This is a genomic window from Gluconobacter albidus (genome assembly GCF_002005485.1).
Lineage (GTDB): Bacteria > Pseudomonadota > Alphaproteobacteria > Acetobacterales > Acetobacteraceae > Gluconobacter > Gluconobacter albidus.
The window spans coordinates 1,857,801-1,880,457 of the sequence record NZ_CP014689.1 but is presented as its reverse complement, the minus strand read 5'-3'; the positions used below and the strand labels follow the sequence as shown (position 1 = coordinate 1,880,457).

The following is a 22,657-nucleotide window of genomic DNA, read 5'->3' as shown; positions in this document are numbered from 1 at the left end:
TGCATATTTTCACGTCCCTGTTCCATACTGATCCGGTTTCCCTTTGCCTCGCGGTTCTGGTTGTGCCTGCCTGTGTGCTGGTGCTTCAGCCGGGGCGGTTCGGGCAGGCCGTAACCGTATGTCTGGCGGCCCTGGCTGCGGTACTGGCGCTTTCGCCAGCTGTTCTGGCCGTTGCGTTGGGTGTGATTGCGGCGCAGGAGCGGGATGCCTGTCCGGCGGTGTGGAGCGTTCCGGTTCTGCTGCTGAGCGTGTTGTTCCCTGCCCAGACGCCTGTTCTGCTGGGGCTGCTGCCTGTTCTGTTCTGGCCTGCGCTTGTGCGTCGCAGGGACGGGGGCTGTTCCGTTGTTATGAGCATTCTGGGCGTGTCGCTGGTGTGGCATGCTTCAGACGTCGTGTCGGCCGAGCTGGTTGCGGGTCTGGGCCTGTGTGTGCTCGGGTTGATCGGATGGTCCGTTCTGGGCGCGCATCGGCCTGGAAATCTAGGGCTTTTGCGTCCCGTTCTGCTGATGGTTCTGGTGGTGGCGGCGCAGGGCGAGGGTCTGGCGGTCTGTGCCCGGATTGCGCTGGAAGCCACGCTTCTTGATCTTGCCACGCTGGCTCTGACGGCATCACTGGGGCTCCGGTTTCCGATGCTGGCCGTATTGCGCCTGCCGTTTCCGCCTCTGCCCGGACTGGTTGTGCTGTGGCTCGGAATTCATGCCGCGCTAGGCCTGGCGGCTGGTGTGGAGGGCTGGAGCGTGCTTGGCGTGGCGGTGGCGCTGCTTCTGGGCGTTCTGGTGCTGTCCGATCTGCTTGTCGTTGGGCGGCAGATGTCCGGGGGGGCGGCTGCCGTATCCGGGATTTCCGTGTTGCTTCTGGGGGCTGGAAGCCTGCTGCTGCCGGCTCTGGTGTTCGGGATGACAAGCCCTGCGTTGCACGTTGTGGGAGGAGAATGGGTCTGGCCCATCTGGAGTATCGGTGCGGGCGACGGCTCCCATTTCCGGCTGATGGCCTTCGTGATGGTCGGAGCCGTAATCTGGATCGTTCTTGTGCGTCCCTGGCGGAGGATCGGAGGGATCGTTCAGGCGGCCTCCACACTCGCTCCGGCGCTGGCAAGGCTGCTCTCGTCAGGCGATGCCCTGTTTGAAGAGGCGCCATCTCTGGGCTGGAGCCTGCGGCGTCTTATCGTGTCGGGGCGGGTACGGTTCAGGGCGCTGAGAGAGATGAAAGCGCCCGTTTTGCCCGATCTGCGGCAGGGGGCCGTGGGACTCTGGCTTGTTCTTCTCGGGCTCGTCCTCGCGGTTCTGGGAGTGATGACGTGATGGCGCATGAAGCCGGACTGATCGCGCTGTCAGTGCTGGAAGCCCTGTTTCAGGTAGGGCTGCTGCTTGTTCTGGCACCTGTGCTGGGATGGTGTCTGGACAGTCTGCCATTCTGGCTGGCTGGCCGGTCGGGAGGCGCGGTGCAGTTTCGCCTTTTTGGTGCAGGGCGTTTCTGGAAAGACGTGCTTCGGAGTCCGTTGGGGGGACGTCCTGCACTCGCGTTGACCGTGGGGGTTCTGGCGCTCGTGTGTCTGCCTGCGGTGACAACGGGATCGGTATTGTCATCGCTTGCGGACCCGCTCGTCATGGGCCTGATGCTGTTGATGGGACGTGGATTTCTGGGGGCGGGCGTTCTGTCGGGAGAGGCGTCCCGGCTGGGGCCGGCGGTTCTGCTGCTCTGTCTGACGGAGGCTCTGATCGCGCTGGCTGCTCCGGGGACGGATGGCCTCGGGGGGCTGTGTGCGATGTTGCATATCGAGCCCGAACCCGGTCTGGAGGGAGCGCTTGCCGCCTGTGCGCTGGCTCTGGGGATTGCGTGTCCTCCGCTGCGTTCCGAGGACGTGACGGAGATGCTGTCTGGATTGCGAGGCCGGCAGGAGCGCGAGGCGGCGCGCTGCATCGCCGATGTGCTGAATTGTGCATGGCTGCTGCTGCTGGCTGATCTGGCATGGCCGGTGAGCGTGGGGCTCGCGCAGGGAGGCGTTCAGGGCTGGTGGCTCGGGCTGGTTGCGCTTGTCGCACGGCTGGCGCTGGCTGTGGGCGTGGCGGTCGGGTTGAGACTGATGGCGCAGGAGCGGAGCGCACGTTTGACGGCGCTGTTTGCGGGCGTGGCGCTTCTTCTGGCTCTGGCGGGGAGGTTTGGCACATGATCGTTGGGTTCGGACTTCTCCTTCTGCTGGCTTTTGCGGGTCTGGGAAAAGACGGGCGGGGGCTGCCGCTTTACGGGGCAGTCTGCGCATTTGCCGGGGCGACGGTCTGCTCGGGACTGATGGCGCTGCTGACATCCGTGGCGCTGATCGGACTGAGCGTCCTGGCGTGGATCTGGCTGAGGCGCTTTGCGCCGGAAGCGCCGGATCGGGCCGCTGTTCTGCCGGTTGTGGGCACGCTTGTCCTGCTTCTGGCGCTTGGTCTGTCGGGGGCGGGTCTGGGACTTGCTCCGGTTCTGGGTGCGGGCGCGGTTCTGGCAGGATTGTGTGGCGCGGCCTGGGGAACGCCGCTGGTTCAGTTCACGGGACTGCTCCGCGCTGCGGACGGACTGGTTGTTGTCGCCTGCGTTCTGAATTCATGGCCGCTTTTTGCCGTTGCTCTGAGTCTGTGGGGTGTTCTGGCCGCACTGGGCATCACGCTGCTGCCGCGTCTGGCATGGCGGCGGGTGGAGGACGTCTGATGCATCCGCTCGCACCCGTCGGTACGCTGTTTGCCGTTACCGTCTGGCCGCTTCTGGCAGCGTTTCTGCTGTGTCTGACGCCTGAAAACCGGCAGTCCGCCAGCAGTCGGACATTTGCCGTGGCCGGACTTGTCATCACGCCGCTGGCCGTGTGGCTGATGCCGGGCACGGATGCGCTGGCCGCTGCGTGTTCCTGCATCGTGACGGCCATTCCGCTTCTTCTCCCGCAGGCCCGGGACCGGACCGGACGGATTTTGCCGTTTCTGGTGACGGGATGCGCGCTGCTGGCGCTGAATGTCCATTCGGCGTTCGCGGTGACGATCCTGTGTGGCGCGGGAACGGTTCTTCTGGCGTGGCGCGAGGGGCGTGGTCCCCGTCAGGCCGCGGTTGTGTGGGACATCGCGCGCAGCCGGCTCGGGGGCGTGGTTCTGGGGCTTCTGGGCGCGTCGCTTCTGCCGATGCAGCAGTCGTCTCTGGGGGCGGTTCTGCTGACGGTCGGGCTGTGCATGGTGGCGGGTCTGGGACCGTCACCGGCCCCTGCGCCGGAGGCGGCGCTGCTGGATACGGGACTGCGGTTTGCGGCGCTGATGCTGATGTTCCGTCTGAGTGTGTATCCGCTGGTTCATCTGCTCATGCTGGTTGCGGGCTTTGGAACACTCCTCATGCTGGTGTTGTCCCGTTCGACGGGACGGGCGATTTCTCTGCCGATGCTGTCGGCGCTGGGTGCTGTTGCGGCCGCGACCGGCGGAGGTCCGGCGCTCGTCCTGCTGCTTCTGTCCGCGCTCGGACTGGGCGTTCTGGATCTGCACGAGGCCGAGGGGGCGGAGGTCATGGGGGCAGGAGCCGCACCATGGCCGGTGTTCTGTGCGCTGGTCGGGATCGGGCGGTCGCTTGAAACCGCACAGCTGGTTCTGCTGGTGTTGTGTCTGCTGCCTGCTTTGTGGTCCGTACGTCCTATGACCCTGCTGCCAGCGTTCGGGCGGCCAGAACGGGGGATTGTCGCAGTGATGCAGGCTGTGCTGCTGCTGGGCGGGCTGTGTGGTCCGCTATTGCTGGCGTGGCATCCGGTGACGGGGTGGCGGCCATGAAAAGCATGGGGCGGATCATCCGTAGTGGAGAGCGTGTGGCGCTGTCGCATTATCATCTCGATCCTGCGCAGTGGAGCGACATGCTCTGTGCTCCGGGCGCGACGCTGCCACTGATCTCATGCTGGGCGAATGATTCCCGCGCCTATGTCCTGCTGCTGGAGGGGGACTGTCCGCTTCTGGCGAGCACGATTGTGGAAGAGCGCCGGTATCTGGCGCCTTCATCGCGGTTTGCCGGGGCGGAATGGGGGGAGCGCGTCTCGTATGATCTGTATGGCGTCGAGGCCATGGATGCGTGTGGCAACGGAACGCCGGCGCTGGATGAAGGCGGATGGACGTCTACATGGCCGTTGTCGTCCCGGCCGGGACCGGCGTCGGGTGGTCTGCGTCCGCTCGCGGGGAGTCATTTTCTGCGTCCGGAGCAGACGGGGCTGAGTGGCCCTCTGGACCTGTCTTTCGAAGTTCTGAAAGGGAAAGTCCGGACTGTGGATGTCTGCGCGGGCGGGGCGCATCGGGGGGTGGTGTCCCGTCTTTTGGGGAAGACACCGGAAGAGGCCATGTTCCTCGTGGCGCGGATGACGGCGGGTGCGTTTGTGGCGCATCCTCTGGCCTTTGCGCGCGCTGTGGCGCAGGCGCGGGGGCAGGTTCCGGGGCCGGGAATTCGGGATGTGTGGATGATCCTGCTGGAGATCGAGCGGATGTCGCTCCATCTGTTTGACATGGCCCGGACGGCGCGGGGTGTGGATGCGGAGCTTCTGGCGACACATTGCGATCATGCGCGCGAAGCCATTGCGCAGGCCTGTTCGGAGCAGGGCGTGTCGCGTCGTCTGATGGATACGGTGAGTTGTGGTGGTTTTCGCGAGGGGCTGGAGATCGTCCCGCTGGCGCAGGCGGTTCATGCGGCGATGCAGCCACGTCTTGCGGCGCTGGAGGAGCTTCATCGGGTCTTTGCGTCACGTCTGAACGGGTTTGCGGTTCTGGATGTGCGGCTGGCCGAGCGTTTTGCCGTTGGAGGCGTGACGGGGCGTGCGAGCGGCCGCAGCATGGATATGCGGCGGCGGGAATCCGGAATGCGGCTGGAGGCCCTGCGGGCGACGGGATCGAGCCGGGGCGATGCCCGGGCGCGTGACAGATTGCGGCTTGCGGAAATCAGGGATTCGCTGAAGCTGATGGAACGAATTCTGGGGAGCATCGGTCTGGAGGACGACGAGCCTGCGCCGGATCGTACGGATGAGGGCATTGGCGTGGCCGAGGGCGCGCGCGGAGATGTGTGGTACTGGGTACGGCTGAAAAACGGCCGGATCGAGAACCTGCATGTCCGCGATCCGGGTGTATCGGTTTTACCGGTTCTAGGGGCGATGCTGCGGGGCTGTCCTATCGAGCGGATACCAGCGGCTCTGGGCTCGATCGGGCTCTCTCCAGCGGGCATTGCGTTGTGAACGCTCTGCGACGGACGGGGCCTCTGAGCCTGCTTTACGCCTTCATGGATGCGCGGCGCTGGCGGCCCTCCACAGAGGGGGTGTCTGTGGGGCGTGAGCGTCCGATCGGGTTGTATGTGCTGGAGACAGGGGGATGCGAGGGCTGCTTCATGGAGATCGAGTCCCTGAAAGGCAGTGCTTTTGCTCTGGAGCAGGCGGGTTTTGTTTGTGTGAGTGATCCGGCGGATGCGGACTGGCTGCTGTTGACCGGGGCGGTGACGCGGGTCTGTGCCGAGATGGTGGACCGGGTGTGGCGGGCAATGCCACCGGGCCGGAGCCTGATTGCGGTGGGGGCCTGTGCGGTCGATGGAGGGCCGTTTCCGGCCAGTTATGCGACGCTGGGCGGCTTGCAGGCCCTGACGCCGGTGCGGCGTGCGATTCCGGGCTGCCCTCCCGCGCCACAGGAGATCCTGCAGGCCCTTCAGGAACTGGCGCGGGTCTGATCGCGATATTCTGACGCGGGAAATTGCCTGAAACAACGAAGTTTTGTCTTCGGACGGCTTGTCGTGACACGGTTTCGCGTTAAAGCAGACGGGCGCACTGGATGCGTTTTCCATGAGGTCCGGCCGCCTGTCGTTCAGGTCGCCGCACAGAGCACAGGGCTTGAGATGGCTGATTATCGCCTTGGAATTGATCTTGGTGGCACGAAGATCGAAATCGCGGTTCTGAATCGTTCGGGCGATCTCGTCCTGCGGGAACGGATTGCCAATCCCGGTATTTATAACGAGGCCGTTCTGGCGATCCGGGATCTGGTTGCGGATGTGGATCACCGTCTGGGTGCGGTGCCGAGCCACCGCGTCTCGGCGGGGCAGCACACCTCCACTCTGGGCATCGGGATTCCGGGATCAATCTCGCCAGAGAGCGGGTTGATCAAGAATGCCAATGCAACCTGGCTGAACAACCAGCCTTTCGGGCATGATCTGGAAGCCGCGCTGGCCCGTCCGGTCCGGACGGAAAACGACGCCAACTGCTTTGCTCTGTCCGAGGCTGCCGATGGTGCGGCCAAGGGCATGCTGACCGTTTTCGGTGTGATCATCGGGACGGGCATGGGCGCGGGTATTGTCAATAATGGCCGCGTGCTTGAGGGGCGTCATCATATTGCTGGCGAATGGGGGCATCTGCCTCTGCCCTGGCCGACGGAAGAAGATGCGCCGGCGCGCGAGTGCTTCTGTGGGAACAAGGGCTGCATGGAGCGCTACCTTTCGGGCCCGGCACTTGCCGCGGATTGGAAAGGACCGGGCCATCGCAATACGGCCGGGATCGAAGAGGCTGCAGCCAATGGCGATCAGGCTGCAATTGCGGCGCTGGGCCGTTACACCGAGCGTTTTGCCCGGGCCTGTGCCATGGTCATCAACTTCCTTGATCCAGATGTGATCGTCCTCGGTGGCGGCGTCTCCAACCTTCACACGCTGTATGAGCGCGTGCCGCCGCTTCTGGCCAAGCATGTCATTACGCCGGTCTGCACGACGCCGATCGTGCGGAACAAGCATGGTGACAGCTCTGGTGTGCGTGGTGCGGCATGGCTGTGGGACGTGACGGAATAAGCCCGTCGCGTATCGGACATGAAAAAGGGCCGCCCGGATATCCGGGCGGCCCTTTTTTGTTGGTATTTCCTGCTCTCAGGCGGGTTCTTCTTCCACCGTTTCCGACATCTCTTCCGCCGCAAGTTTCAGGCGGTGATAAGAGCGGCGGGAGAAGGGCAGGATCGCGATATAGAGCAGTCCCGCACCTGCGAGGGCGCCCCAGGGGTCCGCGACCAGAAGGGCCGCATACAGGCCGGTCCCGAGCATCAGGGGCAGGACGTAGCGCGCCGGGACCTTGAAGTTCTTGAACGACCAGACCGGAAGCGTCGAGACCAGCAGCAGGCCCGTGACGATCAGGCAGACGGCCGAGACGAGAGGCAGCCGGGCGAACGCGGCCAGACCTTCGGCATGGAGGCGGTCGGCTTCGAGGCCGAGGAAGACCGGGAACAGCACCAGCCCGGCGCCCGCAGGGGCCGGGACACCCGTGAAGAAGCTGTAGGAATATTCCGGCTTGTCGTCGTCATCGAGGCTCGCGTTGAAGCGGGCCAGACGCAGTGCCATGCAGACCGTGAACAGGATGCACGGGACGAAAGAATAGCGTCCGGCATGTTCGAGGGACCACATCAGCAGGACGAAGGACGGCGCGACGCCGAAGCAGACGAAGTCCGACAGGCTGTCGAATTCCGCTCCGAAGCGGGTGGCGCCTTTGAGGAGGCGCGCGATGCGCCCGTCGAGCCCGTCGATGCAGGCGGCGATCAGGAGTGCTACGGCCGCGGGTTCGAACTGGTGTTCGAGCGCGAACCGCATGCCGCTGAGCCCGGCGCAGAGGCCGAGCATCGTCATGATGTTGGGGATGAGGCGGTTGAACGACGGCCCGCGCACCCGCGTGCGGGGGCTGCGCCCCATGCGGCGGAGTCTGCGCCGGATGCGACGCTTTCGGCCAGAGGCGCTAACGGACTGGGCGGGTTCGCGGGTGGGGTCAACCGTCGGAGGCGTGGTCATGTATGGCGTCTGGCTCAGAGCGTCGCCAGGACGGTTTCGCCGCCAACCATGGTCTGCCCCTCCACAACCAGAGGTTCGACGCCGGGCGGCAGATAGACGTCGGTGCGCGAGCCGAAGCGGATCAGGCCGAAGCGCTCGCCCGCTTCCATGCGGTCCCCTTCCTCGACGAAGCACAGGATGCGGCGTGCAATCAGGCCAGCGATCTGGACCACGCCGATATTGCGGCCATCCGGCAGCGTCAGGCGCAGTTCGTTGCGTTCGTTGTGTTCCGACGCCTTGTCGAGGCTGGCATTGAGGAATTTGCCAGCGTGATAGGCGATCTTTGTCACTTCACCGGCGGCGGGCATCCGGTTGATATGAACGTTCAGCACCGAGAGGAACGTCGAGACGCGCCAGACCGGCGTGTGTCCCATTTCCAGCGCGGGCGGCGGCGTGACGAGGGCGACGGATGTGACGCGGCCATCGGCGGATGCCAGCACCAGATCGGCGCGCGGCGGCGGGGTGCGTTTGGGATCGCGGAAGAAGTACAGGCAGAACGCCGTGAAGGCGATACCTGCATTGCCCAGCAGGCGCGTGGCGCGCCAGGGCGTGGCCCGTCCGAGCAGCCCGACGAACGAACCGGCGAGGAGGAAGGGAGTCGCGGCGCGGTGCGGCGGCGACAGGACGAGCTTGAAGGACTGGATCAGCGACATGGAACGCACTCTTACGGCACACGGCGGGAGGGTCAAGAATTCGCCACAAAGAAGGCGTTTTTCGGGCAGGTTTTCTGCTTCAGGCGGGTCTGGGTACCTGTTGGGGAAGCGGGGCGGCCAGTTTGTCGTCGATCAGGGGTGTTCCGGCATAGGCATTCTTGCGGGCCGTGACGAGGTGAACGCCGCCACAGGGCAGGCGCAGCCCGTGCCCGATCCGCTCCACGAGGCGTCCATGTGTGGCGGAAAGAGCGGCGGGGGGGGGCATCAGCGCCCCTGAGTGATGGTCGATCCGGAAAAGGGTCTGGTCGAGCAGGCGGGTCAACTGGCGGCTGCTATAGGGAATGCCGTGGCCGAAAGGAGTGGCATCGGTATGCGCCCAGTAGCCTGAACGGTTGGGCACGATCAGGATCAGGACGCCGTCATCGGTGAGGGTGCGCCAGATGGCGCGCAGGAAATCCGGCGCGACACGTGTGAATTCGAGGCCATGAACCACAAGCACCACGTCCATCGAAAGGTCGTCGAAAGGCAGGCGACCGCTGTCGACGATGCAGTCCCTCGAGGATGGGTGACGTGCTTTCTGGGTCTGGGCGTGAAGCAGGCGCGCGGAGACTGCGAATTCGGCACTTTCGGGAAGATAGGGCGCTGTGTAGCCTATGCCGAGAATGCGTCGCCCCCGCATGGGGGGCATGATGCGTCGCAGGCGCTCGTTGAGGAGCAGGGCCGTGCGCTGTCCCTGTCGGCTTTCATAGAAAGTGGCGGCATCATCGGAACGGATGCGGGCCAGGGACGTCAGCATGCAGGTACCTCATCAGCGGGACAGTCCAAGGGGAACAGTCATGCCACTTGATATCAAGCCGATTCCGGTTCTGTCGGACAATTATGCCTGGCTGCTGACGACGCCCCAGGGCGCGCGGGCCGTCGTGGATCCCGGAGAGGCCGGGCCAATAATCGACGAAATCGGGGAAGGGCGGCTGGATATGATCCTGCTGACCCATCATCATGCCGATCATACGGCCGGGACGGAGGCATTGCGGGAGCGCTATGGCGCGCAGGTTTACGGGCCGCGCCAGAAGCAGGAATGGCTCCCCCGGCTGGATCACGCCGTTGAGGGTGGGGACGTCGTTTGTCTGGGAAGCACGCAGATCCGGGTCCTGTTCACGCCGGGTCATGCGGTGGGGCATGTGTCGTATGTCGTGGACGAGGTTCCGGCGCTGTTCTGCGGGGATGTGCTGTTCAGTCTCGGCTGCGGGCGGTTGCTGGAAGGCACGGCGCAGGAACTGTTCGACAGTCTGCACCGCTATGACAGTCTGCCAGACAGCACGCTTGTCTGTGCCGGGCATGAATATACGCGCTCGAACCTGGCGTTCGCGCTGCATGTCGATCCGGATAATGCTGCCCTGAAGGCGCGGGCCGGGGAAGTTGAACGTCTGCTGGAAGCCGGGCGGCCGACGCTTCCCGTGGCGCTGGGCGTGGAGCGCAGGACAAACCCGTTTCTGCTTGCGCCGGATGTTGAGACCTTCGCGCGGCTGCGCAGGGAAAAGGATACGTTCTGAAGGAACAAAAAAGCCCCGCTCGCAAGAGACGGGGCTTTTTTTGGGCATTGTCAGGCTGTTACCAGCCGAAGATGACCTGCTTGAGCAGTTCGGCGCCGAGGCCTACTACAACGACGCCGCCCGCCCAGATTGCCACGAACCAGCCTACGCGCTTCATCCAGTTCAGGAAGCCCGGTTTCTCGTCCCGCTGACCGTATTCGATGCGCATGGGGCTGGTTCTCCGCCGTTAGTGATAGTGGTGTCCGGCGGACATTTTTCCGCGGAACACATAGTACGAATAGGCAGTGTAGGAGAGGATCAGCGGCAGGAGGAACATCGTGCCGACCAGAAGGAAGGTCTGGCTTTCCGGCGGGGAGGATGCCTGCCAGATGGTGATGGTCGGTGGCACAATATAGGGCCACACATTGATGCCCAGACCGCTGAAGCACAGGAAGAACAGGCCCAGTGTCGCGATAAACGGAAGCAGGTGCGAGCGCGGGTTCCGCAGTCCAAGGAACAGTGCGGCTGCCAGCACGAGGACTGCAACCGGAACCGGCGCTACCAGAGCGAACTGCGGCATGTCCAGCCAGTGCTGCATGTAGGTGGTGTGGAGCATCGGCGTCCAGACCGAGACGAGCGCGATCGTCGCCAGCATGAGGCCGCCGAGGACGAAGGAGATCCGGCGCATCGCATCATGCAGTTCGCCTTCGCAGCGCCACAGAAGCCATGTGGCGCCAAGAAGCGCATAACCGATGACGACGGCGAGGCCGCAGAACAGGGCGAACGGGGTCAACCAGTCGAAGCTGGAACCGACGAACACGTTATTCTCGACTTTGATGCCCTGAACGAGTGTTCCCAGAATGACGCCCTGCATGAAGGCTGCCACGATGGAGCCGCCGCAGAACGACGTGTCCCAGAAGAACTGGCTCATGGGCGATTCCGACTTGAAGCGGAATTCAAAGGACACGCCGCGCAGGATCAGGGCCAGCAGCATGAACAGGATTGGCAGATAGAGCGCTGGGAGGATCGTGCCATAGGCGACGGGGAAGACGCCGTAGAGCGCTGCGCCGCCAAAGATCATCCAGGTTTCGTTGCCGTCCCAGACAGGGGCGACCGTGTTGACCATGAGGTTGCGGTGATCGTGGTCCTTTTCCTTGAGGAAAAGGATGCCGATCCCGAGGTCGAAACCATCAAGGCAGACATAGAGGAAGATGGCGGTTGCTGCGAGCAGCGCCCAGACCACCGGAAGCCAGAAGCCGGCTGTTTCTGTCATGGTTCTTACTCCGCCATGCCAGCGCCGGCCGCAGGGCTGGACGGGGGCTGATGAGAGACCTGTGTTGTACCTGCGGCACGCTGGGGCTGGTCCTCGGCGGGGCCATGCTGGTCCGCATGCGGTTCTTCAGCAAAGGTCCGCAGAAGGATGGTGATGCCACCCATGAACACGATGAAATAGACGATGATGAAAGCGATCATCGACGTTGCGATACTCGGCAGGGCGATCGGCGAGACACTGTCGGCGGTCCGCATCAGACCATAGACAGTGAAGGGCTGACGGCCGACTTCGGTCGTAACCCAGCCACACAGCAGGGCGAGGAAGCCTGCCGGGGACATGAACAGGGCAACCCGGTGCAGCAGCGGCGTATCGTACAGCTTGCCTTTCCACCGCAGATACAGCGACCACAGACCGACCAGCACCATCAGCATGCCCAGGGCCACCATGATGCGGAACGAGAAGAACAGCAGTGGGGAATAGGCACGGTCTTCCTTGGGGAAGTCCTTCAGGCCCGGAACCTTGCCGTCGAGGCTGTGCGTCAGGATCAGCGATCCCATATAGGGGATGGCGATCTTGTAATGGGTTGTCTCGTTCTTCATGTCCGGGATGCCGAACAGCAACTCCGGCGCGCGGCTTTCGGACTCCCAGTCGCCTTCGATGGCGGCGATTTTGGCGGGCTGGTATTCCAGCGTGTTCAGACCCTGCGTATCACCGGCCAGAACCTGGATCGGGGAGACGATGGCGGCCATCCACATGGCCATGGAGAACATCAGGCGGACCTGTTCGGACGCCTGACGGCCTTCACGACGCGCCTTGAGCAAGTGCCATCCGGCCACGCCTGCCACGATGAATGCCACGCACAGGAATGCTGCGAGGCCCATATGGACGATGCGGTACGGGAAAGACGGGTTGAAGACGATCTGCCACCAGTCGACAGGCAGGAAGCGGCCGGTGGCTTCGTCGATGCGATAGCCACGCGGGGTCTGCATCCACGAGTTGGACGACAGGATCCAGCTCATGGAAATCAGTGTGCCGATCGAGACCATGCAGGTGGCTGCGAAATGCAGGCCTTTGCCGACGCGGTTGAGGCCGAACATCATGACGCCGAGAAAGCCGGCTTCAAGGAAGAAGGCCGTCATGACCTCATAGGCCAGCATCGGGCCGAGGATCGGACCTGCTTTCTGCGAAAAGGCCGACCAGTTCGTCCCGAACTCGTAGGACATGACGAGGCCGGAGACCACGCCCATGCCGAAGACGACGGAGAAAACTTTCAGCCAGTATTTGAAAAGGTCCAGATAGGCACTGCGGCCTGTCTTGAGCCAGAGTCCTTCAAGAACAGCGAGATAGGCTGCGAGGCCGATCGAGAAGGCCGGGAACACGATGTGAAACCCGACCGTGAACGCGAACTGGAACCGCGCCAGGAATAAAGCCGAGAGGCCAAACATTTCGGTTGCCTTCTGGATAGATGGCGAGTGGCAGATCCCGTCAGAAGCAATGTCGCTCCCCAAAGGATCTGACGCACGCAGAACGAGAGTAACGAAGTTGTGATCGTTTCGTGTGTCGCCGTCTTTTGAACCTCCAGAACGTGTTTGGCCAGAGAAAGTTCTGTGTTCAGGTGGTGTTTTTGATGGAAATCAACCGGCGGCTTCGGGTCCTGGCAGCTTTCAGGGGAGAGGAGCTTTTCCGTTGAAAAGCGCGGAAAACGCCTGCGTATCGGGGAGGATCTCCCCGTTGACGACAGGGATCGCCATCGAAAGTGGCTGTCCGTTTCCAGCCCGTCGGGTGAAAGCTTTTTCCAGAGCCTTGCGGAGAGCGACCTGAAGGTCCGGTGCAAGGTGCGACTCTATTTCAGATTGGGCCAGAAGCCGGTCTGCGAGGGTCTGCCATTGGATCACGGTGAGAGTGAGAGTGCCATTCCGGCTCGGGAGTGCCATGGCGCCGGACAGGATGATGCGGCTGTTTGTGGAAGCTGGCGAGGCCGAGGCGTCCTGAAGCAGAAGGCGTCCGTACGAACTCGGGTCGAGAAGCGAGAGTTCTGTGGAGGCGTCGGATGCTGTCAGGGCAAGCGCAAGATGCATGTAATGGAGGTCGACGGAGGCGCCATAGGGCAATGGAAACCCTGACAGATCAGCTGCTTTTGCGTTTATGCCGAGCCGTGTTGCACCGGCCAGGGCTTCGGGAAAGCGGATGAGGCGTCCGGAGAGGTTTTTTGCGAAGATCTGCTTGTCAGGCCAGCGCCCGGAGAAGGCCAGTTTAAGCTGTGAGACGGAAAAACGCAGATCCTGTGGATTTTTGAAACGAATCTGAAGGTCTGCAGTCACAAAGGTCAGGATCGCATTATTCAGGACAAGTCGCGCAGCCTGATGCCCTGTCAGGGAAACCGGCAGTTCCGCGCCAAGTAAAAAGGGCCATGATCCCCCAAGGCGGAGATGCTCTGCGGCCCACCCAGCATCGTAGGGCGCACCGGACGATGCTGGATGTGTGGCGTCCAGACGGTCCAGTTCTACCCATGCGCCGAACGGCCAACCGCCCCTGTGCGACGGAGTCGTGTTAACGACCCAGCCGTTTTTGCGTGCAGTAGCGATGGCAGTGTGGGCGACGGTTTCCAGTCTGTGGATGGTGTGACGCCAGCAGAGTGTATCGAGGAGGGTCGATATTGCGAGAATGGCAATCAATACCACAGCGTATCTGCTGTAACGGACAGTAAAGAACAAGCGATCCATTGAGCATCTCTTTTCGGGATTGGCTGCGGGATTGGTCAACCCCCGTCTGTTTTATCCCCAGCCGTGGAGAGTGCCTTGGGAATGCGGGAAAATGCGCCTGCCTGAGGGTTTTTCAGAAACGCCCTGAAGCTGATGTGGCTATGAAAACCGCAGAAAACCAAAGAATATGGAGAATTTGTTAATGATAGGACGCCAGAAGTATCCTGTTTTTACAAGATCGTTGAAAGATTTCAGTTTTTTGCTGATCAGTCAGATTTTTTCCGGGTCCACAGAGTTATCCACAGGATCTCGGGGCAACGCATGGGTTGTGCACAGTTCGTCCCACGCGCTCTCCAGTCCTTCGGTAAAAGCTCGGCGTTCCTGCTGCGGCGGAAGGGGCTGGCCGATCACGACGTGTACGATGCCCGGACGTTTGAGCCAGGGGTGCCGGTCCCAGAAGAGGCCTGAATCGGTTGCGACAGGCACGACGGGAACGTTGGCCTGCCGGGCCAGAGCCACGATACCGGGCTGGATCGGATGACGTTCGCCGGGAAGGGTGCGGGTGCCCTCGGGGAAGATGATGATCTGGCGGTTTGCGTCGTGAGCGGATTTTGCATCCTGCATCATGGTGCGCAGGGCTTTTGATCCGGCTTTCCGGTCAACGGAGATCATGCCGGTCAGGCGCAGCATTGGGCCGACGACGGGAATGCGTGTCAGTTCCGTTTTGATGATGTAGTCGGGGCGGTCAACCAGCGTCATCCAGATGAAGCCATCGAAGAAGGACTGGTGCTGCGAGGCAATCAGCAGCGGACCGGGCGGCAGGTTATCCTGGCCGGTGATCTCGATCCGGACCGAGCAGATGCGGGTAAAGCCGAACAGAACGGCTCGTGCCCAGAGTTTTGCGTACGAAAGAGCCAGATCCTGATTTTTCATCAGGCGGATCGGAATGGTTCCGACGCCCATGAACAGGGTGATCCAGAAGAGATAGAGATTGAACAGGACGCCGCGCAGAATGCTCATCATGGTGTTCTGCACACCAGAAAACGGGGGCAGGCACAAGGGCTGTCAGGCGCCATCCAGTCCTTCGCGACCATCTGGCAGGCCTGTTAGGACACCGATTTCGGCTCCGAGTAGCTTGTTGTATTCCCGAAACATCAGGAACAGGATTTTGTAGGAAAGGGTGCCTTGCAGGGCAAGTGGCACGACGGGGTAGGGCATGAGGTCCAAGTCGGGGGCCGTCCTGTGGATTTCGAGAACGGCGCGGCGGATGTGATAGCCGGCGGTGACGACAAGAACACGATGGAGGTGGTTTTCTGTTGCCCACTCGGCTGTTTCGTGGGCGTTGCCGATCGTACTGGTGGCGCGGCGACCCAGAGTGATGCGCGCGGCCAGAGGCGAGGACAGCGATTCCTGCTGAAGATGAAGGATATGTTGCAGCGTGACGTGGGGGCCAACACCTGAAATCAACAGCAGGTGTCCGTATCCGCCCCGCAGCAGGGTAATGGCTGTATCGACGCGCTGCTCTCCGCCGGTCAGTGCGACGATGCCATCGCAGACAGTGGCAGTGACGGGAGGCTTGCTGGCGTCCTGAATAAACCAGGCGAAGCCCGCCAGCCAGAGCCCTCCCAGGGCCAGACATGCCCGGAAAAAGCGTCTCATGGCAGGCGCCGCAGCCAGACAAGTACGACGGTTTGCGCCGTGAGCCAGCCCAGGCCGGCGGCGATCAGGGGCAGGGCGCCGAGTTCTTCGAGGAGCATGCGCGGCAGGACGTGCAGGGTGCTCCACCATGTGGCGATCAGGGCGTCCCATGTGCTGGCGGCAGGGGCAGCAGCAGGGGCGCCATGTGAAAAGGGTGTGAGCTTCCGGGCCAGCATGGTGATGACCGGGCTCAGGAGCAGCAGGCCGACGAGGCTTCCGGCGAGACTGAGCAGCGCGGCCCGTCCTGCGATCCGGCTGGAGATCGTCAGGTCTCCGGCACCAAGGAAATGGACGATTTCGACGGATTTGCGCTGAGCCATGACGGAGCGACGGACGGTCATGCCCACCGAAAGGACCGCAATGGCCGCAATGAGGCTCACGGCCAGCCAGGCGCAGGCGATCAGGCTGTTTCCCAGACCGTTGAGGCGCTCGCCCCAGCGGCGATCTTCTTCCACCACGGCTTCAGGCAGGACGCCATGTACGATTGTGCCCAGATCGGGAGTGCCGGTATGGGCGACGATTAGGACCACGGGCAATGAGAGGCCGGGAAGGCCTGCGCTTTCAGAGACCTGCCCCAGCCAGGGAGCGAGAAGGGTCTGGACCTCTTTGGTGGAGAGTTCACGGACGGTCGTGACATCTGGCGTTTTGGTCAGGGTGTGGATCAGGGTGTGGGTACGGTCTGCGAGCTGGGGTGTATCGGACGGAATCTCGATCGTGGTTGCGTTGCGGGCGGCGCCGGACCAGCTTTCAGCAAGGGTCTGCACGCCTGCCAGGCCGGCGAGCGAAAGGCCTGCGAGCAGCGTCATGAGTGCGACGAGAAGCGGCAGGCTGCCCGAGCGCAGCCCGGGGGAGACCGGAGCGCTCATGAGCGTTCTCCCCGTCGCACGGACATGCCGCCCTGAATGTCGGTATTTGCGATCGTGCCGTCCTGAAGAACGATCGAGGCTGCCGGGGCTTCGTGGACCAGAGCCTCGTTATGGGTGGCGACGATGACGGTCGTACCCATTTCGATCAGTTCCTGAAATGTCGTCAGAAGCCGCCGGGCCTGCGCATCTTCCAGCGCGTTGGTCGGTTCATCTGCGAGCAGCAGCTCAGGACGCCCGATCAGGGCGCGGGCAATGGCGGTGCGTTGCTGTTCGCCGCCCGAAAGGGTTCCCGGACGTTTGTCGGCCAGATGCGCGACGTCCAGCCATTCCAGAACGGCGAAAGCCTCCCGCCTGGTATCGCGTTCGGAGGCGCCGCGCAGACGGAGCGGAAGCGCCACATTGTCGAACACTGTCCATTCCCCGATCAGGCGATAGTCCTGGGGAACAAAGCCGATTCTTCGGCGCAGGTTTCGCAGGGTCGCGCGGCTGGCATGTGTGACGGAAACGCCAAGCAGGTCCATCTGACCGGCGGACGGGCGTGTCTCCAGTGTCAGGAGGCGCAGAAGACTCGATTTGCCTGCGCCGGATGGTCCGAGCAGCCAGCGGAACTCCCCCTGCGGCACGGAAAGGGTCAGGTTCCGCAAGACCGGCTGGCCTACGCCGGGGGGCATCATCGAGACATTCAGGAGGCGGATCATGATGCTTTCATTGAAAAGTGGAGCAATCTATTAACCATTTAATAACGATCATTTCGTCATAACAGGCAAGCACACGGCTCAGGCTAGGCCGGATCAGAGCCAGCTGTCGAAGGGATTGATTGAATGCGCATTGAATGCCCCCATTGTCATGCGGTCTTTGAGGTGCCGGAGGCGATGGCAAAAGGGGTCAAGCGGTTGCGCTGCGCCAATTGCGGAGACAGTTGGGAAATGGCTGCGCCCGTGGCGACGACGTCGCACGAAGTGCTTTCTGAGGCTGCGCCGACTGTTTTTGAAGTTCCGGAAGAAGAAAGCGCCGGGAAGCCGGTTGTGGCAGAAAAACCCGCGTCCGGGACGGAAGGAACGTTCCGCGCCACTGGGGCGATGGCTGGGCGAAATATTGCGCGTCGTTCAGCTGTTCTGCATTCCCGTTCAACCGGTGACGTGCAGGCACCGGCTGATCTGAGTGGCCCGTCGATGATCGGATCTACCGGGCTCTGGGCCGCGGCCTGGGGTGCCAGTCTTGTTCTGGCAGGCTCCGGAGTTGCGGCATTGTGGTACTGCAAGGGAGCGGGCCTGTTCGGGTTTCTTCCGGGACGCGGACATTTTTACTGAGCCCCAGGCTGAATTGCGGCCGCCTTGTTTTACATGTTGCGGGCGGCGAGGGCTGAGATCGTTGCGCCGATAGCGGCTACCGCCATGAGCAGGATACCGTCAAAAATGAGGGAACCTGGCGTCACGAGATGGCTGCCGACCTGAAGATGGGTTGGAAGGGTTCCGGCTACGTGGTTCATGATGTCACGCGCCTGCGGATCGGCACTGGCTGCGCTGGTTGTGATCGCATTGACGATATGCGGAAGAATGTACCAGCCCAGCCCCAGGATCAGCAGCAGGGGAGCCAGAAGTTCCGCAACCTGCTGGGCCATATAGAAGGCGAAATAGCAGACTGACCACACGCCCATCCGGATCATCGAGGATGTTGTGAGCGATGACTCGCTTTGGCTTCTGCTACCAAGGAGGCGGTCCGTGATATGGGGTGGGGGCTGCATGTCCATGAGATATGGCTTCCAGTGGTCCGGCAACGGGAGTTAGTGTTCGTCACTGAAATCGGACGAATGGTTCACTTCGGACTAGCTGCAAGAGATCGCCAATGCAAACTTTCCCGTGCCGTCATGCCTTTTCCTGAATTTGAGATGCCGATGGTAACGCCGAACATGCCCCGGGTCGTTCTGGTGGAGCCTGACTGCGACCATGCCCGGCAGATTGCCCGGATTCTGGTCAATGAGGGCTTTGCGCTCACCTGCGCAACCAGCGGCGAAGAAGGGCTGGGCACGATCGAGGATACGATGCCCGATCTGGTGGTGGCCTGTACCGAGCTTCCGGGGATGAGTGGTGGCCAGCTTGCGCGGCGACTGCGACTAGATGCGCTGACCCGCAATATTCCCATCCTGATGCTGACGGAAGATGCGTCGCCGGGCGTCGAGCGCGAAGGGCTGGAGAGCGGGGCTGACGCCTATATTTCAAAATCGGCGCATCCTGACCTGATGGTTCTGCGGATGCGGGCGCTGTTGCGGGAGGGGCCTGAGCTTCTTCAGGTTGACGAGGCGTCCCGGTTGCGTCGGGCACGGATCGTGATCGTCAATTCTCCACGGGAGGATGAGGACGAGGAAGATGCCGTCGAAGAAGCGCCCGAAACGACGCTGGGAGAGCTGCTCTGGCGTGACGGACACACCGTTACGTCCATTGAGCGTTCGGACGATCTGATCGACGGTGGTTGGCTGCGGGGGGCGGACAGTCCGGACTGTCTGGTGCTTGAACTCGGGAGCGGAGACGAAGATCTGAAATTCTGTCGCCTTCTGGACGCCCGGCGGCAGGCTGTTCTGGAGGCAGGCGGAATTCCGTTCCGGACACTGGGAATCGTGGAGGCATCGCGGTTCAGGCGCCAGTCTTCGGGCGAGTTTTTTGAGGCCGGAATTGATGATCTGGTGCCCAGCGATATCGCGCTTGAGGCCCTTGCCATGCGAATTCGGACGCTGGCCCAGCGCAGGATGGCGCAGGACGAGTTTCGTCAGCAGGAAATCGAGCGTCAGCAGAATGCGCTGACGCTTGAAGCCGCGCGTGCCAAGGCAGAGATGGCTGAGGCGCTGGCGCAGGCCAATATGGAACTTGCGCGCACGAACGAGCGCCTTCTGCAGGCGCAGTCCAAACTCGTGCAGACGGCGAAAATGGCCTCGCTGGGCGAACTGGTGGCTGGGATTGCGCATGAGATCAACAATCCGCTGGCTTTCACGATTGCGCATGCCGATACGGTGACGCGGACGCTCAAACGTCTGCAGGGCGTCAATGCGTCTGACGAAGCAATCTCGCTGACAAAAAAAGGCATGTCGCGGCTGGAATCCATGAAACTCGGACTGCAGCGTATTCAAAATCTTGTGCTGAGCCTGCGCCGGTTTTCGCGCCTGGACGAAAGTTCGTTCCAGAAAGTCGACGTTCCGGCCGCACTGGAGACGGCGCTTGCTTTGCTGGCCCATAAGCTGGGGCCGGGGATTGTGGTCCGGAAGGATCTTCAGGCTCCGGCAGAACTGGTCTGTCAGCCGGCTTTTCTCAATCAGGTTGTCATGAACATCATCTCCAATGCGGCGGATGCGCTGGCGGACATCTCTTCGGATGGGGATGTGGTGCGCGGTACGATCGTTATCGCCTCGCGGCTGGAGAACGGGCGCTATGAAATGAGCGTGAGCGATGATGGGCCGGGCCTTCCGCATGAACTGCGAACACGGATCTTTGACCCGTTTTTCACGACCAAACCTGTGGGAACCGGGACGGGGCTGGGGCTGGCCATTGCCTATAGTGTCATGGAGGCGCATGACGGAACGATTGAAGTAATGGACGCCAATCTGCCGGGCGGGCATGGCATCGGAGCCTGTTTCCGGCTGAGTCTGCCCGTTCGCATGACCGAGGAGGGGCCGGTGGCGACTGGCCGCGCAGCATGACTTTCTGGAGCGCAAAAGGACCGTCGCGTCCTCTGATTTTGCTGGTGGACGATGAGGAGGAAATCCTTGTCGCCCTGACGGACCTGCTGGAAGACCAGTATGAAATCCTGTCCACGACGGATCCGCTGCGGGCGCTGGATCTGCTGCGGGAGCACAGGGATGTTGCGACTATCATTTCCGATCAGCGGATGCCCGGCCTGACCGGAGACCAGCTGCTGATGCAGGCGCGGGGGTTTTCGGACGCGCGCAGCATTCTACTGACGGGATATGCGGATCTGGAGGCCGTCGTATCGGCGCTGAATCAGGGGCAGGTTCAGGCATATGTGCACAAGCCGTGGGATTCGGATGCGCTGCGGTCGCTGGTCGGTGAGGTCACGCAGCATTGTCTGGCGCAGCGGGCGTTACGGACCGAGCAGGCTCTGCTGCGTGGATTGATGGAAGCGCTGCCGATCGGACTGGTCTTTTCGGATCGGGACGGCCGGTGCATCCGCAGCAATGTGCGGGATGAAGCCGAGAGCGGCGCCGAGACCGAGCAGGCTCATTTTCCTGAAAGTCTTTGGCCGGAGGTTTCGGCCATGCGGGAGGGCGTTCGCAGGTCGGGGCAGGAAGAGCGTCTGGTTGGGGAAGTTCTTGCAGAAGAAGGCGGCAAGACCTCAACCCGGTGGCACGAACTGACGCGGCTGGCGCTGGCATGGCCGGAAGGTGCGTCTTCGGAGGATGCTTGGCAGGTCAGCATGGACCGCGATGTGACCTCGCGCGTTGTTATGGAATCTCGGCTTCGACAGGCGGAAAAGCTTCAGTCCCTGGGGACGCTTGCAGGGGGAATCGCGCATGATTTCAATAATCTGCTCGCAGCGATTTCTGGATCTCTCGAACTGCTGGAAGATATCGCCGATCTGGACGAGGCCTCTGTGGCACTGCTGCGCAATGCTGCGGATTCAGCGCAGCGTGGAGCGGTTCTGACACGACGGCTGCTTCAGTTCGGCCGCCCGCGTGAAGCACGTCTGTCGGCGGTGTCCCTGGAGCAGCTTTTGCCCGGTTTGACGGATCTTCTGCGTCAGAGCCTCAAGAAGCGCGGTGCGCCTGCAGTGGCGTCGCCCTGCGCGCTATGTGTCGAAGATCTGCCGCAGGATCTGCCGCTGGTCTGGTCGGATGCCGACCAGCTTGAAATGGCGCTTCTGAACCTGTGTGTGAATGCGCGCGATGCCATGGCCGATGGTGGAACGGTGCAGATCAGTGCGCGGATTGTGGATCAGAAGCGAACGGACCTGCCTGCGGAATGCTGCCCAGAGCGGGCTGTGGCGCTGGACGTCGTGGATGAAGGGGCGGGCATGACACCCGAAATTGCGGCGAGAATTTTCGACCCGTTCTTCACGACCAAGGATGTCGGGCGCGGGACGGGGCTGGGGCTGTCGAGCGTGTATGGGTTCCTCAGCCGCAGTTACGGGGAAATCGCCGTAGAGAGCGTCGTGGGTGAGGGAACGCGCATGACGCTGATTCTGCCTGTGGCGCGGAGTGGGCAGCAGCGGATCAGTCAGCCGGAACGTTCCGGTGGGACGGTTGGACGGTCGCTGAAGGTTCTGGTGTTGGATGATGAAGCGCCGGTACGGATGGTGACGGCAGGTTTCCTTGCGCAGGACGGGCATGAGGTGACGGCTGTGGCCTCTCTGCAAGAGGCGCTGAACTCTGTCGATCCGGCATCCAGCTTCGATCTGGCGATCATTGATATGCGGATGCCCGAGCATGATGGCCTGACCTGTGCGGCAGCGTTGCAGAAAGCGATGGCGGGATTGAAGGTCCTGTTTATCAGCGGACATACAGATGATATGCCGACGCCTGAAAACGGTCTGCTTCTGCCAAAGCCTTTTACGCAGGATGCCTTGCGCAGGGCTGTTGCCGAGACCATGCGGAACGGTAACGTGAGCATGGAGCAGAGGTCTGTAATGGAGATTGTAACGCGTGAGTGATGCCTATCTTGTGCCCCAGGAAGACACGGCTGCTGCTGCCATTGAGGAGATCGAGGCGGAGCTGGGTCTGTTTGATGACTGGATGGAGCGTTATCAGTACATCATCGAGATGGGACGCAAACTGCCGCCTTTTCCGGAAGACTGGCAGGATGATGCTCATCGTGTTCCGGGCTGTCAGAGTCAGGTCTGGCTTGAGGCCGTTGAACGGGGTGGAAAGCTGTTTTTTGCCGGTGCGTCCGATGCCGCGATCGTCCAGGGGCTCGTGGCGCTTCTGCTGAGGGTTTACTCAGGTCGGACCAATGCGGAAATTCTTGGGACGAGCCCGGTGTTTTTGCATGAGATGGGTCTGGTCAAGGCGCTTTCGACAAATCGTGGCAACGGGGTCGAAGCCATGGCGCAGGCCATTCAGAAACGGGCTGCTCTCCCGGTATGAGAAACCCCCGTCGGCCGAAGCCTTCGGGGG

The 22,657-nt window shown here is 62.3% G+C and carries 24 protein-coding genes and 1 pseudogene; 13 read left to right on the top strand and 12 right to left on the bottom strand.

The features are described from left to right. Window positions 1-62: 62 nt before the first annotated feature. The 7 genes from A0U94_RS08615 (at window position 63) to A0U94_RS08585 (ending at window position 6,795) form a co-directional block, all read left to right on the top strand. Window positions 63-1,301: a hypothetical protein gene (locus A0U94_RS08615; protein WP_244177982.1), complete on the top strand. Its 1,239-nt coding sequence runs from the start codon at window positions 63-65 to the stop codon at window positions 1,299-1,301. Further along, window positions 1,301-2,170, top strand: coding sequence for a hypothetical protein (locus A0U94_RS08610; protein WP_077803109.1), 870 nt, complete (start codon window positions 1,301-1,303; stop codon window positions 2,168-2,170). The genes A0U94_RS08615 and A0U94_RS08610 overlap by 1 nt, the downstream gene beginning before the upstream one ends. Continuing rightward, on the top strand, window positions 2,167-2,688 hold the full coding sequence (locus A0U94_RS08605) for a hypothetical protein (RefSeq protein ID WP_077803108.1): 522 nt from the start codon (window positions 2,167-2,169) through the stop codon (window positions 2,686-2,688). The genes A0U94_RS08610 and A0U94_RS08605 overlap by 4 nt, the downstream gene beginning before the upstream one ends. Next, on the top strand, window positions 2,688-3,776 hold the full coding sequence (locus A0U94_RS08600; RefSeq protein WP_077803107.1) for a hypothetical protein: 1,089 nt from the start codon (window positions 2,688-2,690) through the stop codon (window positions 3,774-3,776). The genes A0U94_RS08605 and A0U94_RS08600 overlap by 1 nt, the downstream gene beginning before the upstream one ends. Beyond that, on the top strand, window positions 3,725-5,212 hold the full coding sequence (locus tag A0U94_RS08595; RefSeq protein WP_244177981.1) for an NADH-quinone oxidoreductase subunit D-related protein: 1,488 nt from the start codon (window positions 3,725-3,727) through the stop codon (window positions 5,210-5,212). The genes A0U94_RS08600 and A0U94_RS08595 overlap by 52 nt, the downstream gene beginning before the upstream one ends. Further along, window positions 5,209-5,694 (top strand): NADH-quinone oxidoreductase subunit B family protein, encoded by a 486-nt coding sequence (locus A0U94_RS08590; protein WP_174694440.1) that lies wholly within the window; start codon window positions 5,209-5,211, stop codon window positions 5,692-5,694. Before A0U94_RS08595 ends, A0U94_RS08590 begins: the two co-directional genes overlap by 4 nt. Window positions 5,695-5,859: 165 nt before the next feature. Then, window positions 5,860-6,795 carry an ROK family protein gene (locus A0U94_RS08585; RefSeq protein ID WP_062033107.1) on the top strand — a complete coding sequence of 312 codons (936 nt, stop codon included), beginning with the start codon at window positions 5,860-5,862 and terminating at the stop codon, window positions 6,793-6,795. 75 nt (window positions 6,796-6,870) lie between these two features. Here the strand turns inward: A0U94_RS08585 and A0U94_RS08580 are convergent, their stop codons facing one another. The 3 genes from A0U94_RS08580 to A0U94_RS08570 form a co-directional block, all read right to left on the bottom strand. Next, window positions 6,871-7,776 carry a CDP-alcohol phosphatidyltransferase family protein gene (locus A0U94_RS08580; protein WP_062033103.1) on the bottom strand — a complete coding sequence of 302 codons (906 nt, stop codon included), beginning with the start codon at window positions 7,774-7,776 and terminating at the stop codon, window positions 6,871-6,873. A gap of 14 nt (window positions 7,777-7,790) precedes the next feature. After that, a complete protein-coding gene (locus A0U94_RS08575) occupies window positions 7,791-8,468 on the bottom strand; it encodes a phosphatidylserine decarboxylase (RefSeq protein WP_062033099.1) in 678 nt (225 codons plus the stop codon). A gap of 79 nt (window positions 8,469-8,547) precedes the next feature. After that, a complete protein-coding gene (locus A0U94_RS08570) occupies window positions 8,548-9,264 on the bottom strand; it encodes a class I SAM-dependent methyltransferase (RefSeq protein WP_077803103.1) in 717 nt (238 codons plus the stop codon). A gap of 40 nt (window positions 9,265-9,304) precedes the next feature. Here A0U94_RS08570 and gloB point away from each other — a divergent pair, with 40 nt between their 5' ends. After that, window positions 9,305-10,021, top strand: coding sequence for a hydroxyacylglutathione hydrolase (gloB, locus tag A0U94_RS08565; RefSeq protein WP_077803101.1), 717 nt, complete (start codon window positions 9,305-9,307; stop codon window positions 10,019-10,021). 58 nt (window positions 10,022-10,079) lie between these two features. Here the strand turns inward: gloB and A0U94_RS15705 are convergent, their stop codons facing one another. The 8 genes from A0U94_RS15705 to A0U94_RS08530 form a co-directional block, all read right to left on the bottom strand. Continuing rightward, window positions 10,080-10,229, bottom strand: a complete 150-nt coding sequence (locus A0U94_RS15705; protein ID WP_149026731.1) for a DUF2474 domain-containing protein — start codon at window positions 10,227-10,229, stop codon at window positions 10,080-10,082. Window positions 10,230-10,247: 18 nt separating this feature from the next. Next, window positions 10,248-11,273 (bottom strand): cytochrome d ubiquinol oxidase subunit II, encoded by a 1,026-nt coding sequence (gene cydB, locus A0U94_RS08560; protein WP_077803099.1) that lies wholly within the window; start codon window positions 11,271-11,273, stop codon window positions 10,248-10,250. 5 nt (window positions 11,274-11,278) lie between these two features. Then, window positions 11,279-12,718 (bottom strand): cytochrome ubiquinol oxidase subunit I, encoded by a 1,440-nt coding sequence (locus A0U94_RS08555; RefSeq protein ID WP_062033084.1) that lies wholly within the window; start codon window positions 12,716-12,718, stop codon window positions 11,279-11,281. 219 nt (window positions 12,719-12,937) lie between these two features. Further along, window positions 12,938-13,996: a DUF2125 domain-containing protein gene (locus tag A0U94_RS08550; RefSeq protein ID WP_077803097.1), complete on the bottom strand. Its 1,059-nt coding sequence runs from the start codon at window positions 13,994-13,996 to the stop codon at window positions 12,938-12,940. A gap of 249 nt (window positions 13,997-14,245) precedes the next feature. Then, entirely contained in the window at window positions 14,246-14,995 is a 750-nt protein-coding gene (locus A0U94_RS08545) for a lysophospholipid acyltransferase family protein (RefSeq protein WP_077803096.1), read from the bottom strand. Between the two features lie 45 nt (window positions 14,996-15,040). Beyond that, on the bottom strand, window positions 15,041-15,634 hold the full coding sequence (locus A0U94_RS08540) for a YdcF family protein (RefSeq protein WP_062033073.1): 594 nt from the start codon (window positions 15,632-15,634) through the stop codon (window positions 15,041-15,043). Continuing rightward, on the bottom strand, window positions 15,631-16,539 hold the full coding sequence (locus tag A0U94_RS16125; RefSeq protein WP_077803094.1) for a cell division protein FtsX: 909 nt from the start codon (window positions 16,537-16,539) through the stop codon (window positions 15,631-15,633). The genes A0U94_RS08540 and A0U94_RS16125 overlap by 4 nt, the downstream gene beginning before the upstream one ends. Continuing rightward, window positions 16,536-17,237: a cell division ATP-binding protein FtsE gene (locus tag A0U94_RS08530; protein ID WP_062033066.1), complete on the bottom strand. Its 702-nt coding sequence runs from the start codon at window positions 17,235-17,237 to the stop codon at window positions 16,536-16,538. Before A0U94_RS08530 ends, A0U94_RS16125 begins: the two co-directional genes overlap by 4 nt. A gap of 123 nt (window positions 17,238-17,360) precedes the next feature. On the opposite strand from A0U94_RS08530, the pseudogene A0U94_RS16335 reads away from it, so the two are divergent. After that, a pseudogene (locus A0U94_RS16335) lies at window positions 17,361-17,453 on the top strand (zinc-ribbon domain-containing protein); the annotation flags it as partial. A 12-nt stretch (window positions 17,454-17,465) separates the two neighbouring features. Next, window positions 17,466-17,849, top strand: a complete 384-nt coding sequence (locus A0U94_RS08525; RefSeq protein WP_062110146.1) for a hypothetical protein — start codon at window positions 17,466-17,468, stop codon at window positions 17,847-17,849. Between the two features lie 29 nt (window positions 17,850-17,878). On the opposite strand, the gene A0U94_RS08520 is transcribed toward A0U94_RS08525, so the two are convergent. Further along, the gene (locus A0U94_RS08520) at window positions 17,879-18,289 is read right to left on the bottom strand and encodes a hypothetical protein (protein ID WP_077803091.1); all 411 of its coding nucleotides are present in this window, start codon (window positions 18,287-18,289) and stop codon (window positions 17,879-17,881) included. 138 nt (window positions 18,290-18,427) lie between these two features. On the opposite strand from A0U94_RS08520, the gene A0U94_RS08515 reads away from it, so the two are divergent. Genes A0U94_RS08515 through A0U94_RS08505 form a run of 3 tightly spaced genes read left to right on the top strand, consistent with a single transcriptional unit; the run spans window position 18,428 to window position 22,627 of the window. Next, window positions 18,428-20,227: an ATP-binding protein gene (locus tag A0U94_RS08515; protein ID WP_408735607.1), complete on the top strand. Its 1,800-nt coding sequence runs from the start codon at window positions 18,428-18,430 to the stop codon at window positions 20,225-20,227. Next, entirely contained in the window at window positions 20,224-22,194 is a 1,971-nt protein-coding gene (locus A0U94_RS08510) for a response regulator (RefSeq protein WP_077803090.1), read from the top strand. Before A0U94_RS08515 ends, A0U94_RS08510 begins: the two co-directional genes overlap by 4 nt. Further along, window positions 22,187-22,627 carry a SufE family protein gene (locus A0U94_RS08505; RefSeq protein WP_077803089.1) on the top strand — a complete coding sequence of 147 codons (441 nt, stop codon included), beginning with the start codon at window positions 22,187-22,189 and terminating at the stop codon, window positions 22,625-22,627. Before A0U94_RS08510 ends, A0U94_RS08505 begins: the two co-directional genes overlap by 8 nt. Window positions 22,628-22,657: the final 30 nt, after the last annotated feature.

Coding starts and splice junctions, on each gene's coding strand:
- A0U94_RS08610 (WP_077803109.1), top strand. CDS start 1,301: ATGGCGCATGAAGCCGGACTGATCGCGCTGTCAGTGCTGGAAGCCCTG.
- A0U94_RS08605 (WP_077803108.1), top strand. CDS start 2,167: ATGATCGTTGGGTTCGGACTTCTCCTTCTGCTGGCTTTTGCGGGTCTG.
- A0U94_RS08600 (WP_077803107.1), top strand. CDS start 2,688: ATGCATCCGCTCGCACCCGTCGGTACGCTGTTTGCCGTTACCGTCTGG.
- A0U94_RS08585 (WP_062033107.1), top strand. CDS start 5,860: ATGGCTGATTATCGCCTTGGAATTGATCTTGGTGGCACGAAGATCGAA.
- A0U94_RS08580 (WP_062033103.1), bottom strand. CDS start 7,776: ATGACCACGCCTCCGACGGTTGACCCCACCCGCGAACCCGCCCAGTCC.
- A0U94_RS08575 (WP_062033099.1), bottom strand. CDS start 8,468: ATGTCGCTGATCCAGTCCTTCAAGCTCGTCCTGTCGCCGCCGCACCGC.
- A0U94_RS08570 (WP_077803103.1), bottom strand. CDS start 9,264: ATGCTGACGTCCCTGGCCCGCATCCGTTCCGATGATGCCGCCACTTTC.
- gloB (WP_077803101.1), top strand. CDS start 9,305: ATGCCACTTGATATCAAGCCGATTCCGGTTCTGTCGGACAATTATGCC.
- A0U94_RS15705 (WP_149026731.1), bottom strand. CDS start 10,229: ATGCGCATCGAATACGGTCAGCGGGACGAGAAACCGGGCTTCCTGAAC.
- cydB (WP_077803099.1), bottom strand. CDS start 11,273: ATGACAGAAACAGCCGGCTTCTGGCTTCCGGTGGTCTGGGCGCTGCTC.
- A0U94_RS08555 (WP_062033084.1), bottom strand. CDS start 12,718: ATGTTTGGCCTCTCGGCTTTATTCCTGGCGCGGTTCCAGTTCGCGTTC.
- A0U94_RS08550 (WP_077803097.1), bottom strand. CDS start 13,996: ATGGATCGCTTGTTCTTTACTGTCCGTTACAGCAGATACGCTGTGGTA.
- A0U94_RS08545 (WP_077803096.1), bottom strand. CDS start 14,995: ATGAGCATTCTGCGCGGCGTCCTGTTCAATCTCTATCTCTTCTGGATC.
- A0U94_RS08540 (WP_062033073.1), bottom strand. CDS start 15,634: ATGAGACGCTTTTTCCGGGCATGTCTGGCCCTGGGAGGGCTCTGGCTG.
- A0U94_RS16125 (WP_077803094.1), bottom strand. CDS start 16,539: ATGAGCGCTCCGGTCTCCCCCGGGCTGCGCTCGGGCAGCCTGCCGCTT.
- A0U94_RS08530 (WP_062033066.1), bottom strand. CDS start 17,237: ATGATCCGCCTCCTGAATGTCTCGATGATGCCCCCCGGCGTAGGCCAG.
- A0U94_RS08525 (WP_062110146.1), top strand. CDS start 17,466: ATGGCTGCGCCCGTGGCGACGACGTCGCACGAAGTGCTTTCTGAGGCT.
- A0U94_RS08520 (WP_077803091.1), bottom strand. CDS start 18,289: ATGGACATGCAGCCCCCACCCCATATCACGGACCGCCTCCTTGGTAGC.
- A0U94_RS08515 (WP_408735607.1), top strand. CDS start 18,428: ATGCCGATGGTAACGCCGAACATGCCCCGGGTCGTTCTGGTGGAGCCT.
- A0U94_RS08510 (WP_077803090.1), top strand. CDS start 20,224: ATGACTTTCTGGAGCGCAAAAGGACCGTCGCGTCCTCTGATTTTGCTG.